The organism is Nonomuraea sp. NPDC050663 (genome assembly GCF_044456985.1).
Lineage (GTDB): Bacteria > Actinomycetota > Actinomycetes > Streptosporangiales > Streptosporangiaceae > Nonomuraea.
Window position 1 is genome coordinate 885,314 of record NZ_JBITGL010000001.1, and the last position, 13,284, is coordinate 898,597.

7 protein-coding genes are annotated in these 13,284 nt (G+C 72.0%); 4 read left to right on the top strand and 3 right to left on the bottom strand.

All coding sequences use genetic code 11. The features are described from left to right. Window positions 1–30 precede the first annotated feature (30 nt). From ACIBH1_RS04245 to ACIBH1_RS04255, 3 genes are read left to right on the top strand one after another with little or no spacing between them, the layout of a single operon-like run. Window positions 31–1,074: an alanine racemase gene (locus tag ACIBH1_RS04245; RefSeq protein ID WP_397312099.1), complete on the top strand. Its 1,044-nt coding sequence runs from the start codon at window positions 31–33 to the stop codon at window positions 1,072–1,074. Then, entirely contained in the window at window positions 1,071–1,451 is a 381-nt protein-coding gene (locus tag ACIBH1_RS04250; protein WP_397312100.1) for a RidA family protein, read from the top strand. The genes ACIBH1_RS04245 and ACIBH1_RS04250 overlap by 4 nt, the downstream gene beginning before the upstream one ends. A 2-nt stretch (window positions 1,452–1,453) precedes the next feature. Next, entirely contained in the window at window positions 1,454–2,641 is a 1,188-nt protein-coding gene (locus ACIBH1_RS04255) for a hypothetical protein (RefSeq protein ID WP_397312101.1), read from the top strand. On the opposite strand, the gene ACIBH1_RS04260 is transcribed toward ACIBH1_RS04255, so the two are convergent. After that, a complete protein-coding gene (locus ACIBH1_RS04260) occupies window positions 2,634–3,527 on the bottom strand; it encodes an alpha/beta hydrolase (protein ID WP_397312102.1) in 894 nt (297 codons plus the stop codon). The two genes, ACIBH1_RS04255 and ACIBH1_RS04260, sit on opposite strands and share 8 nt — an antisense overlap. Window positions 3,528–3,558: 31 nt before the next feature. After that, a complete protein-coding gene (locus ACIBH1_RS04265; protein ID WP_397312103.1) occupies window positions 3,559–4,176 on the bottom strand; it encodes a LysE family translocator in 618 nt (205 codons plus the stop codon). 102 nt (window positions 4,177–4,278) lie between these two features. Here ACIBH1_RS04265 and ACIBH1_RS04270 point away from each other — a divergent pair, with 102 nt between their 5' ends. Next, window positions 4,279–7,011 carry a helix-turn-helix transcriptional regulator gene (locus ACIBH1_RS04270; RefSeq protein ID WP_397312104.1) on the top strand — a complete coding sequence of 911 codons (2,733 nt, stop codon included), beginning with the start codon at window positions 4,279–4,281 and terminating at the stop codon, window positions 7,009–7,011. A gap of 107 nt (window positions 7,012–7,118) precedes the next feature. On the opposite strand, the gene ACIBH1_RS04275 is transcribed toward ACIBH1_RS04270, so the two are convergent. Beyond that, a complete protein-coding gene (locus ACIBH1_RS04275; RefSeq protein WP_397312105.1) occupies window positions 7,119–13,253 on the bottom strand; it encodes an RHS repeat-associated core domain-containing protein in 6,135 nt (2,044 codons plus the stop codon). Window positions 13,254–13,284 lie beyond the last annotated feature (31 nt).

The following is a 13,284-nucleotide window of genomic DNA, read 5'->3' on the forward strand; positions in this document are numbered from 1 at the left end:
GTCGGTTGCGGACAAAGGGGGTGCATCGGGGTGGGCTCGATCTTCGACGGTTCGTACGGCTTCCCCCTGATGGTCGTCCACCGCGACGCGCTCGAGCACAACATCGCCACGATGGCGGCCTTCACGCGCGAGCACGGCCTGGAGTTCGCCCCCCACGCCAAGACCCACCTGTCACGTGAGATCGCCACCCGGCAGCTCGCCGCCGGAGCCTGGGGACTGACCGTGGCCACCTGGCGGCAGGCGCAGGCCGCCGTCTCCTTCGGCGCGCCGCGCGTGCTGGTGGCCAACCAGGTCGTCGACCCGCACGGGCTGCGCTGGATCGCCTCGCAGGATGCCGAGATCTTCTCGTTCGTCGACTCGCGGGCCGGCGTCGACCTGCTGGCGCGGCATGCCGGGGCCCGGCCGTTCCCGGTGATGGCCGAGCTCGGGCACGAAGGCGGCCGGGCCGGCTGCAGGACCCTCGACGAGCTGCTCGACCTGGCCTCCTACGTGCAGCGGAGCGAGGGTGTCACGCTCGCGGGCGTCGCGGGCTACGAAGGCTCGCTGAAGAGCGCCGACGAGGTCAGGAAATACCTGCGGCTGCTGCAGGACGCCGTCGAGCACCTGCGCGTCAAGAACCCCTACCTCACGGTCGGCGGCAGCCAGTGGTTCGACGTGATCGGCCGCGAGCTGGTCACCACCCAGGCCAGGGTGCTGCTGCGCAGCGGCGCTTACGTCACGCACGACGACGGCTACTACCGCGAGCGCACCCCCTTCACCCGCATCGACGGCTCGCTGCAGCCCGCCCTGGAGGTCTTCGCGCACGTGCTCTCCACGCCGGAACCCGGCCTGGCCGTCGTGGGCATGGGCAAGCGCGACGCGCCCTTCGACGAAGGGCTGCCGATCCCGCGCAAGGCCGGCCTCGAGGTCGTCAAGATGCAGGACCAGCACACGATCGTGCGCGGCCCCGCCGAGGTGGGCGAACTGCTGGCCTTCGGGATCTCGCACCCGTGCACGGCCTTCGACAAGTGGCGCGAGATGCCGCTCGTCGACGAGGACTACCAGGTTGTCGAGACGATAAGGATCTCCTTGTGAAGAAAGAACTGCGGACCGACGAGGGCGCGGCGCCGGTCGGGGCCTACTCCCAGGGACTGGTCGTGGGCGACTTCGTCTACACCTCGGGCATGGGGCCGCTCGACCCCGAGACCGGCGAGGTCGTCGGCGACGACATCGAGACCCAGACCCACCAGACGCTGAAGAACCTGGGCGCCGTCCTGGCCGCCCACGGGCTCGGCTTCGACGACGTGATCAAGTCGACCGTGCACCTGCAGGACCTCAAGGGTGACTTCGCCCGCTACAACGAGGTGTACAAGTCCTACTTCACCCCGCCCTTCCCGGTGCGCACCACCGTGGGGTCGCAGCTGATGGACATCCTCGTCGAGATCGACTTCGTCGCTCACAAGAGCTCCTGAGCATGGACAGCTCCGTGTTCGTCTTCGCGGAGGACCTGCACGGCGAGGGCGCCGAGCGGGTCCTCGACCGGGTGCGAGGGTACGGCGCGGCCGGGGTGACCGTCGCCGCCGTCTACCACGCCTCGCGCGACGTGACGCCCCACGGGCTGTCCAAGCTGACCACGCGCCACGACGGGGTGCACTTCCCGCTGCCCGCCGAGCTGTTCGCCGGGCAGCGGCTCAAGCCCCCGGCGGGCCTCACCGAGACCTTCGACGGGTTGCGCGACGCGTGCCGTACGAGAGGACTCAAGCTGCACGGGTGGACGGTGTTCCTCCGCAACGGCACGCTGGGCGCCGAGCATCCCGACGTGACCGTGCGCAACTGCTTCGGCGACCGCGGCCACCCGATCGACCTGTGCCCGGCCCACCCCGACGTACGGCAGTACGCGGTCTCGCTGGCGCGTGCCGTGGCCAGGCTCGGCGTCGACAGCGTCGTGGCCGAGTCGCTCCACTACCGCCCGCTGCGGGCCGAGCGCTCGTTCGTGCCCTTCGGGCCGATGGACGCCTACCTGATGGCGCTGTGCTTCTGCGACTACTGCCTCGGCAGGGCGGCCGACCTCGGGGTCAACGCCGAGGCGGCGCGAGAGGAGTGCGCCAGGGTCGTCGCCGGGGTGCTCGCGGGCGACCCTCCCGCGCAGGGAGAGGTGACCAGGGCGGCGCTGACCGCCTACGCCGGCCCCGAGGTCGTCGCCTACGCCCGTGCGCGCACCGAGACGGTGACCTCGCTGGTCTCGGAGGTGGCCCAGGCGGTCGCCGCCGAGGGCTCGCGGCTGGTGTTCGTCGACTCGACGGGCGCGGTCAAGGGCTACCGCGACGGGCTGCCCACGCCGGGGCTGGCCGCGCACGACGCGTGGCAGTTCGGCGTCGACCTCGTGGCGCTGGGCGACCTGGTGCCGTCGTTCGCGGTGCTCGCCTACGCTCGCGACGCGGCCCGGGTCGCCGACGACGTGGGCGCCTACCTGCGGTCGGTGGGCAAGGACCGGGAGGTGCGCGCGGTCCTGCGCCCCGGCTACCCCGACAGCGACTCGGCCGACCGGCTCGCGGCCAAGGTGCGCGGCGTCAAGGCGGCGGGCGCCTACGCGGTCGACTTCTACGCCTACGGGCTGATGTCGTTCCCGGTGCTGGAGCGGATACCGCAAGCGCTCATCTGAGCGGCTCGGTGAGAAGTGGGAGCGCTCTCTCCAGTTCTCGCGTCCAGTACGGCCAGGCATGGGTGCCGGGGCCGTACAGGCTGACGGTGACCTTCGCGCCCGCCTTCTCGGCGGCGGCGACGAATCGCCGGTTCTGCTCCTCGATCGTGGCCTCGCCGTCGTCCTTGGGGGTCGACGGCGAGTCGAGCGGCCCCGGCTCGCCGTTGCCGCAGGCGACGTAGAGCGGGATGCCGGTGAGCTCGGCGATCAGCGACGTGGGGCTGTGCTTCGGGATGTCCTCGTCGCGCCACAGGTCGTGCGACTTGTCGCGCGCCAGGTAGTCGGCGTCGGCGCGGCCGGCGTCGAGCAGGCCGGAGAAGGAGGCGGCGGCCCTGAACATGCCGGGCTGGCGCGCGGCGTAGGAGAAGGCGCCGAGGCCGCCCATGGAGAAGCCGGCGATGGCGCGCTTGCCGTTGCCGCCGTAGGTCGACTCCAGGTAGGGGATCAGCTCCTTGACGTGGAAGCTCTCCCACTGGGGGCCGTCGGCCCAGTCGCTGTAGAAGCCGGCGTGGCCGCCCTCCAGGGCGACGACGATGACCGGGAGGTCCTTGGTGAGCTCGTCGGCCCGGCCGCGGGCCGTCCAGTCGATCGTGCTCTCGTGGCAGCAGCCTTCGAGCAGGTAGAGCACGGGCCAGGTGGTGCCGGGTTTCCAGCCGGCCGGGAGGAGGACCTCGGCCAGGGTCTCCGTCTCGAGGCTGGGGGAGGAGAGGGTCAGGGCGACGCCCCGCTGCGTCTTTTTCTCGTTCACGACTTTCAAGGCGGGCTTCTGGGTCTTCGGGGGATCCGGCGGGGTGCTGCAGCCGACGGCGAGGGCGAGCACGAGGGTCAGGAGGAGGCGGAGGGCCACGGGAAGATTGTTGCGCTTCGCCCGGTGTCGATCAACGGCGGCCGGCGAAGGCGGTCACCACGCCCATGCCGATGTAGACGAGGCCGCTGAAGATGCGCAGGCCGCGCGCCCTGGCGGCCATCCTGGTGCCCAGCGCGCCCGCGGCGAACGCGTAGACGACGTTCGAGGTCAGGCCCAGGGCCGACAGGGTGATGCCGAAGATCACGATCTGCAGGGCGGGCGAGCCCGACTCCGGGTGCACGAACTGTGGCAGGAAGGCCAGGAAGAACAGCGCCACCTTGGGGTTGAGGACGTTGACCAGGACCGCTTCGAGGAAGACCTTCCTGAGCGGCTGCGGGGTGACCGCCCGCGTGGTCGCGGTGTCCTTGGCGGTGAGGGTTCTGACGCCCAGGTAGAACAGGTAGGCGACGCCCGCCCACTTCACGATGCCGAACAGGGTCGCCGACCGGCTGATCAGCACCGAGAGGCCCGCCGCCGCGGCGGCGGTGTGCACGAGCGTGCCGACCTCGACGCCGAACGCGCTGGCCAGCCCCGCCGTTCGTCCCTGTGCCAGGCCGCGGGCCGTGATGTAGAGATGGTTGGGGCCCGGGATCAGCACGAGGGTGAGGGAGGCGAGCACGAAGAGTGCGTATGTCGACCAGGTGATCACGGTAGTCGAGGATATTTCCTGGTCCGGTGGAGTAAGGGGTCCAATGCCGTCGCCGGTCGCTGGACCATTGGGTTGTCGGTCGCGCGTGGCATAGTGGCCAGCATGAACGGGTTGCTGATCGGACGCTCCGCCGAGCTGGAGGCGCTGCTGCGGGTGCTCGACGCCGCCGCGTCCGGCGTCGCGGGCACCGCGCTGATCGGCGGCGATGCCGGGATAGGCAAGACCCGGCTGGTGACGGAGCTGTCGGCCGAGGCGCGCGAGCGCGGCTTCCACGTCCTGGTCGGGCAGTGCGCCGAGCTCGGCGACGCCCTGCCGTACCTTCCCCTGATCGACGCCCTGCGCGAGCCGTCCATCCGGCCCGCGGTCGAGTCGCGGCCGATCCTGCGCGGCGAGGTGCTCGACGGCGGCGGGTCGGGGCTCACCCAGCAGCGGCTGTTCGGGTCGTTGCTGGAGCTGCTCGGCGAGGTGCAGCCGGTCCTGCTGATCATCGAGGACCTGCACTGGGCCGACCGGTCGACCCGTGATCTGCTGATCTTCCTCAGCCGCATGGTGCAGCGCGGGCAGGTCTGCGTGGTCGGCACCTACCGCACCGACGACCTGCACCGCCGCCATCCGCTGCGGCCGGTGCTGGCGGAGCTGCAGCGGTTGCCGACGGTGTCGGCGCTGGAGTTGCGCCCGCTGGGCGTCGACGACATGTCCCGGTTCATCGCGTCCCTGGGCGAGGCCCCCTCGATGGTGCTCTCCCAGGTCGTCGAGCGCGCCGAGGGCAACCCCTTCTACGCGGAGGAACTCTTCGCGGCCGCCGCCGAGGGTTCCGGCGAGAGCGTGCCCGACGGTCTGGCCAGCCTGCTGATGTCGCGGGTCGAGCTGCTGTCGGAGGAGGCGCAGAGCGTGCTGCGCGCCGCCGCCGTCGCCGGGCGCAAGGTCGACGACTCCCTCCTGCGCGAGGTCACCGGCCTTCAGGTGCCCGAGTTCGAGGAGGCCGTGCGCGAGATCGTCTTCCGCGGCCTGCTGCGCGTCGACGGCTACGGCTACACCTTCCGCCACGCCCTGCTTCAGGAGGCCGTCTACACCGACCTGCTGCCCGGCGAGCGCACCCGCCTCCACGCCGCCTTCGCCCGCCTGATCACCTCGCCCGCCGAGCTCGCCCACCACTTCCTGGCCTCCCACGACCTGGCCGGGGCGCTGGCCGCCTCCGCCCGCGCCGGACGCGAGGCCGAACGTGTCGGCGCCCCCGCCGAGGCCCACCGCCACTACGACCAGGTCCTGTCGCTGTGGGACCGCGTCGCCGAGCCCGAGGCGCTAGCCGGGGAAGACCGCATCTCGCTGGCCCTGCGCAGCGCCGTCATGGCCGCCGACAGCGGCGACAACCACCGCGCCGTCACCCAGCTGCGCGCCCTGCCGGCCAGCGCCGAGGTCAACGAACGCCTCTCCTACTACCTCTACGAGCTCCACCACGACGGCGCCGCCGTCGAAGCCGCAGAAGAGGCCGTCAGCACCGCCGCCGACGACGCCGTCCGCGCCCGCGCCCTGGCCACCCTCGCCCGCTGCCTGGCCTGGACCCCCCGCCACGACGAGGTCTCCGACATCGCCGCCAAGGCCCTCGACACGGCCAGGCGCGCCGGAGCCCGCGACGCCGAGACCAGCGCCCTGGTCACCCTCGCCGTGTTCGCCGAGAACGGCGGCCACCACGCCCGCGCCATCGAGCTCCTCGACGACGCCATCGCCCATCCCTCCGGCAACCTGGCCATCGACCTGCGGGCCGAGTTCATCCGCGCCCGCGTCTCCTACGACAACGGCGACCTGCCCGGCGCCGCGGCCGTCGCCGAACGCGGCATCAAACGAGCCCACGACAGCGGGCTGTCCTGGAGCACCTACGGCACCGACCTGCGGTTCCTGCGCTTCCTGGTCCACTACGTGCTGGGGGAGTGGGACCAGGCCGAATCCCTGGCCGCCTCCTTCGGCGCCCGCGTGGGGCGCGTCTCCGAGGCCATCCTGTCGTCGTTCGCGCTGTTCATCGAGGTCGCCCGCGGCCTGCCGACCGTCGAAGAACGGCTCACGTGGATCGAGCCCTTCTGGAACGAGCCGATCGCCTCCTACATGTCCCGGGGCCTGGCCGCCGAGCGCGCCCTGTGGCAGGCAGACCCCGAGCTCGCGCTGTCGCACGTGCGCGCCGTCCTCGACCTGATGGACGGCCCCGACCCGGGCGCGATCCGCATAGCGGCCACCGGGCTGTGGGCCCTGGCCGACCTCGGGCGCACCGACGGGGCCGACGCTCTCATCGCCCAGGCCCGCCTGTCGTTCACCACCGGGCCCGACGGCAAGCCGATCGTCCTCGGGCCCGAGGGACGGGCCTGGATGCTGCGGGCCGAGGCCGAGTACACCCGCGTCCACGGCGACCACGACGTCGCCCGGTGGAAAGAGGTGGTCGCGGCCTTCGACTACGGGTTCGTCTACGAGGTCGCGCGATCGCGGTGGCGGCTGGCGGAGGCGCTGCTGTCGACGGGCGAGCGGGAGGCCGCGCAGGCCGAGTGGTCACAGGCCAGGGAGGCGGCGACCTCCCTGGGCGCGGCGCCGCTGCTGGAGGCGCTGGAGGAGTTCGGACGCCGGGCGCGGTTCTCGTCGCGCACCTCGTCGCCGGGCGGGGGATTGACGGCCCGCGAGCTGGAGGTGCTCGGGCTGGTGGCGGAAGGTCTGCCCAACCGGGAGATCGCGGAGCGGCTGTTCATCGCGCAGAAGACGGTCTCGGTGCACGTGTCCAACATCCTGGGGAAACTCGGGGTCTCCACCCGGGGCCAGGCGGCCGCGGAGGCTCGGCGGCTCGGCCTCCTCTGACGACAGCGCGGCGCCGTGACGGGTGAAGGGGCCCGCGGCGGGGCTCCTTCATGCGTCATGGGTGTGTGAAGGGACCCGCGGCGGGCCCCTTCACGCGTCACGGGTGGCTAGCCTCCCGTGGCCGGTGGGCGGAAGGCCTCCCAGAGCTTCCAGAGGACCTTCCGGATCTTGCCGCCCTTCCCTCCCGGAGGCTGGTCCGACTGGTAGCGCGTGCTGGCCGGACCGTGCCCGGTGCCCTGGTCGGCGATGCCCTCCGTCTGCGACCTGGCGTTGCGGGTGTAGCTCGACAACTCGTCGTACCTGTAGCGCCCGCCGAGCTGCTCGTCGACCGACCGGCGCTGGGCCTCGGTCATGCCGCGCTGCCGCTCCGCCGGGCTGCGTTGCGATCTCGGCGGATGCGGTCGCTGCTGCGCCCGGCGCGCGGTCGGCCGGGTGTTGGGCCGGGACCTGGCCAGCTTCTCGCGCCGGGCCGCGGCCCGCTTCGCCCTGGACGCGGCCTGGGCGCGAGCCCGTGCCGCGGCCTCCCTCGCCCGTGCCCGGCCGGCGTTCGCCCTGGCTCTTGCCCTGGCGGCGGCCCTGGCCCTGGCCAGCGCGGCGCGCCGCTGGGCGGCCCGCTCGGCGGCCTTGCGCGCCTTCTCCGCCGCCCGTGCCCTGGCCTGCGCCGCCGCGCGTTTCCTGGCCAGGACTTCGGCCCGCCGCCTGGCCTGCTCCGCCGCCTTGCGCCGGGCGATGGCCGCCGCCCTGCGCCGGGCCAGCTCGGCGGCCCTGCGCCGGGCGGCCTCGGCGAGCCGGCGGGCGAGCGCCCGTGCCGCGGCGCGCGCCGCTGCCCGTCTGGCCGCGTGCGTGATGACCACCCTGACCACGATGGCGGCCACGAACCAGAAGGCCTGGCCGTCGGGGTCGGTCATGGACACCGGACTGTTGTTGGCGTAGGCGTAGCCGTGCAGTTGTTGCGGGTCGTTCTCGTCGATGATCGGGTCCACGGAGATGAACCTGCCGATCGTCGGGTCGTACTCCCTGGTGCCCAGCTGCACCAGGTTCGTCGTCGGGTCGACGTTCCCGCCGACGAACCCGCGTTCGCCCGGCCACCAGGCCGGGGAGGCGCCCCGGTTGGTGCCGAAGGGGGTCTGCCGGCGGATCGCCAGCTCCCCGGAGGCGGCGTTGATGGCGGCGTGGGCCGTGCCGTTGTGGTCGCTGGCGAAGAAGAAGACCTTCTCCGCCGAGGTGCGCAGGGCCACGGCCTCGCCGTTGACCGTGTAGTAGCGGCTGCCCTCCACGACGTTCTTGGCATGGTCCAGGCGCAGCTCCATGTCGTCGATGTAGAGGGTGGTGTCGCTCCCGGTGCGGCGGATGAGGCGGTCGCCGTCGGCGTCGTAGACGAACGACGTGGTCCTGGCGCCCTCGGTGACGGATTCCAGGTTGCCTTCCGCGTCCCAGGCCAGCCGCTGCTCCGTGGAGCCGGTCCTGCGCACGGTCGTGTTGCCGGCCGCGTCGTACTCGTAGGAGGACGGCTGCTCGGCGGCCGAGCCGGACGGCGTGACCGAGGTGAGCGCGTGCGGCCGGGGCTGCCCCGGCGCCGGGTAGGCGTAGGCGCGCACCACTTCCGGCCGGCCGGCGAAGGCGTGGTGGGTCTCCTTGAGCCGGTTGCCGGTGGCGTCGTAGGCGTAGCTGGTCGCGTAGGGCGCGACGCCTCCGATCAGGTCGGCGCGCGGCGCCCCGGAGCCGCAGTCGTCGGTCGCGGTCCAGGCCGAGGTGAGCCTGCGCAGGTGGTCGTAGGTGAAGCACTGGGTGTCGGCGCTCTGGCCGCCGGGGCGGTCGGCGACGCGCGTGATGTTGCCGGCGGCGTCGTAGGTGTAGTTCAGATCGAAGTCGGAGGCGGCGCCGGTGTCCCGGTCGAGCTGCGACCTGATCAGCCTGCGCGTGCCCTCCTCGTGGGTGTAGGTCAGCCAGGACTTGCGGTCGCCGGTGCTCAGCTCGTACTGGAGGGTCTCGCCGAGCTTGCTGTAGCGGGCGTCGGTGACGTACGTCGACAGGCCGGCGACCCGGTTCGTCTGGCGCAACGCGTCGTAGCCGTAGACCACGGTCTCGTCGGGCAGCCCGCCCGCCGCGGGGAAGGTGATCGACTGGACCTGGTCGTCGGCCGTGTAGCGGGTGTTGAACAGGTAGGTGCCGGCGAGCTTGCCCTCCCGTTCCGGGATGGTGACGCTCTGCCGGAGCGTGCGGTACTCCCGGTCGATCGCCTCGACCTTGGCGGAGTAGGCCTGGCCGGCGATGTACCTGATCGCCTCGTTCAGGTGGCCCTTGGCCAGCGCGTCGTAGCGCCACTCCGCGAGCAGGGTGCCGGTGGCCGAGCCTTCGCGCGTCGCGGTCTTGCGGCCGAGCGCGTCGTAGGCGTGGACCAGCGTACGGCCGCGGCCGTCGGTGGTGGAGACCTCCTCGTCCAGGTCGTTGAACACGCGCGTGGTGACGCCCTTGTCGGGGTCCTCCGTCTTGATCTCCCGGTCGCGCAGGTCGTAGTGGTGCCGCCAGATGTTGCCCGCCGGGTCGGTCACCGTGGCGAGCCTGCCCGACTTGTCGTAGGTGTACTTGGTCGCCTCGTAGGTCCCCGTCGGGGTGGCGCCCTTGTACTGGCGCATCTCGACGAGCTGACCTTCCGCGTTGGACAGGAGGGTGACCGGGGTGCCGCCCGGCGGCGGGGTCACGTGCGCCCGGTCGGCGGCCTGGGCGACGGTGGTCTTCCACTTCTCCGCGCCCTTGACGCGGAAGCTCTCCGTGACCAGTTCGCCCGAGCCGTCGTAGGTGGCCACGACCTGGCCGGCGACGTCGTCGTCGGTCACGCCGAGCAGCTTCGTCTCCGGATCACCCGTGGTGTAGTAGCCGTGGTTGGACTTGGCGACCTCGCCGTGGGAGTTGTAGAAGGTGTCGGTGACCACGCGTCCGCCGCCGGTCGCGGGTTCCTGCGTCTGCCGCGGGCGCAGCAGGCCGTCGAAGAGCTCGTGGCTGACGATGTAGGTCCCGTCGGTCGCGAGCGTCTTGGCTGTGACGACGTTCACGTCGTCCGTGCGGATCGCGTAGGAGTACTCCGTGTTGGGCAGCTGGCCGGCGGCCTTGCTCCGGTCGTGCTGCCAGACCTTGGTCAGGCGTCCGAGCGCGTCGTGCTCGAGATCGGTGCGGCGGCCGTTCTCGTCGACCTCCGCGACCGGCTCGCCCCAGGCCGGCTCGATGTAGGTGGTGTCGGCGTGCCCCAGAGGGTTGGTGGAGCGCACCTCCGTGGCCGGGCCGCCCGTCGCGGGCACGTAGGCCATGGTGGTGGAGCCGCCCGCCGCGTCGGTCTCTGAGGTGACGCGGCCGTAGGAGTCGTAGGCCCGCGCCATGTCCAGGACGTAGCGCGGCGTGCTCCCCTCGTAGGAGGCCAGCTCCTCCTCCCTGGTCATGTCACCGCGGACGGGCGCCTGTCCGAAGGCGCGGCCGTCGAAGTGGAACCGCTCGTCGGACAGCACGTCGGCCGGGCGCGCCGGGGTGACGGAGCACGGCTTGCTGACGGTCTCGACCCTGCTGGTGAAGTCGATCATCCAGGTGGTGGTGTCGCGGACGTAGGTGTTCCTGGTGCACGTGTCGTCGCCGGCGTCGGCCAGGTCGCCCTGGTCGGTCACCTGCGTGAGGAGGCCGTATTCGTCGTAGGCGCGCTCCTCGCCGGTGCGCCGCCAGGTGCCGTCCTCCTTCAGGTCCCTGGTGACGGCCTTGGCCGACTGCACCAGGTAGGCGCTCTTGGTCACGCCCTCGAAGGTGAACTCGGCCGTCTTGCGCCACCAGGGTTCCTCCACGGTGGACGACAGGACCTTCCCGCCGACACCGTCGAAGACGGTCGTCTCCAGATCGGCGCCCGCGAGCTGGTCGTGGTCGTCGCGGGCCTTGCCCTCGGTGTCGGTGACCTTGACGTCCGTACGGCTCCCGTCGGCCAGCCGGTCATCGTCCAGGCCGCGGTAGAAACGGTGCTCGGTCATGGTGCGCGGGCCGTCCTGGCCGTCGCCCTGCCGTACGCGGACCCTGCCGTAGCCCCGCCACTCGGACCAGGTGCGCTCCTTGGGCTTGACCAGGATGTGCTCGGCGTACCGCCAGCCCGCCCCATCGAGGTAGTCGTAGTCGGTGACCATCCACGGGGAGCGCGCGGTCCGGTCGATCTCGACGGTCTGGGCCACCACGTACTTGTGGAACCAGTCGACGACCTCCGTCTCGTCCTGAGGCGCCCACCGCTGGGGGAAGCAGCGGCGGGAGTTGCGGTCGGCCGCGGGCAGGCTCGTCGGCGTGCAGTCCTCCGGCGCGTAGTTGATCCGCACCTCTCCGCCGGTCTCGGTGTTGATCGCCTGGACACGCCACTTGTACAGGGGTGCGCGCCCCTCGTTCGAGTCGACCCGGTTGCGCAGCTGCACCCCGGCGAAGGTGATCTTCGGGAGGGTCACCGTGCCGCCGACGTGACCGCTCTGCTGGACCGAGGCGAGCCACAACGCCGGGCTGAGCCCGTCGCCCGTGGCCGGGAAGGACTGGGTGAGCGTCCAGGAGTCCACGTCGCGGTAGCCGGCGCCGGAGCGGATCTGGGTGGTCACCTTCGCCAGCCGCTTGCGGGTCCAGAACGTCGGGGACAGCCGCTCCGTGCACGACTGCCCGGCGTTGCAGTTGCGGTCGAACGGCACGTCCGGCCAGTGCGCGGCCGTCTCCTTGGTGAGCTGGCCGGGGTCGCAGGTGATCGTTCCGCTCGGGATGCAGCGCTCGGCCAGGGTGAACACCACGCGGGCCGCCGGGGTGCCGGTGAACAGCTCCTCGGTGCGGTAGCCGTAGTCGATGCGGGTCAGCTGGCCGCCCCTGGAGTACGGGGTGCCCAGGTCGGGCTTCTCGTTGCGGCCGTAGTGGTTGGTCTCGGGGGAGTACCAGTACGTCAGGGCGTTGCCGTGACGGTCGGCCGAGTAGTCGAGGTTCCACCGCCAGGCCTGCTGGCACCAGGCGTTGGCGGGCGTGGCGTTGTGGCAGGGCTCGCCCGTCTCGTTGCCGAACACCGGCACCGTCCAGGCCGACCGGGTCTCCGCCTTGCCCGACGTCCAGCCGGGCAGCCGGTTGAGTCCGAAGAGGTGCTGGGTGCCGTCGGTCGTCGTCAGCCTCCAGTGCTCGCCGTCGTTGTCGCCGTTGACGGCCCCGGTGAGCAGCTCGATCCGCGTGCCGTCGTCGCGCTTGGGCCGCCACGCCTTGGTCGCGGTGTCCTTGACGAGCTCCACGGACGAACCGTCCAGCACGAGCGTGGCGTTCTCGTGGTCCCAGCACAGGTCGCCGGTCTTGCGCCCGTCGGCCATGCACGCCTTGTACTTGCGCTCGATGTAGCCGCCGGGGGCCAGGTCGAACCCCTCGCCGGCCCAGGACACCTGGTTGTTGGTGGCCGAGGTCCGGCCGTCCACGCTCTGGGCGGAGTAGTTCAGTGCGACCAGTGGCTCCTCGCCGCCGACCGCGGGCGGCATGCGCATGGGCAGGCTCCAGCCGAAGTCGCCCGACTGCAGTCCCACGCTCCACTGCGACGACGGCGACAGCGAGGTCGCCGAGTAGTCGCCTGACGGCCCGGACGCGGCGGCGGCCAGCGCGTAGAGCCCGCCGCCCGCGGCCAGGTCCACCTCGGCGCGCAGCAGCCCGGCCCGAGCGTCGTTCGTGGACGGCACAGCCTGCGCCGCCGGGCAGCCGGCGGCGCCGGTCAACGCGCACTCCGGGATCTTGACCAGCCTCAGGCGCGCGGCGTAGTCACCGCCGAACGCGTGACGCAGCCCCGAGTAGTCCAGCTCGACCTGGGACGGCCCGGTGCGGGCCGTGGCCGCCCCGGGCGACAGGCGCAGCGCCACGCCGGGGATCGCGGGGGCCTTGGCCCGGTCGAGCAGCTCCGCCTTGACCGGCTGCGACGGCTGACCGGCCAGCCGTGCCACCACCGAGCCCGTTACGGCCGGGGCCGCCGTGAGCGCGCGGGCGGCTGCCGCGTCCTTGCCCTTGGGCAAGGACGGGACGTAGCTCACGGGCACCGGCTTCTCCTGCTGGATCGCCGGCCGTTCGCGCGGCGCCGCGTACGCCGGCACGGGTGCCACCAGCGGTACGGCGACGAGCACCGTCAATCCGGCGCAGGCGCGCAGGAACCAGCGGAACTTGCGCGGGAACCAGTCGAAGATCAGAAAGGTTGAGATTTCCGTACCTGGGGGCTCTTCGGAGTCGTACATCCTCACCGTCCAGTGATCGGGCATCGAGAGG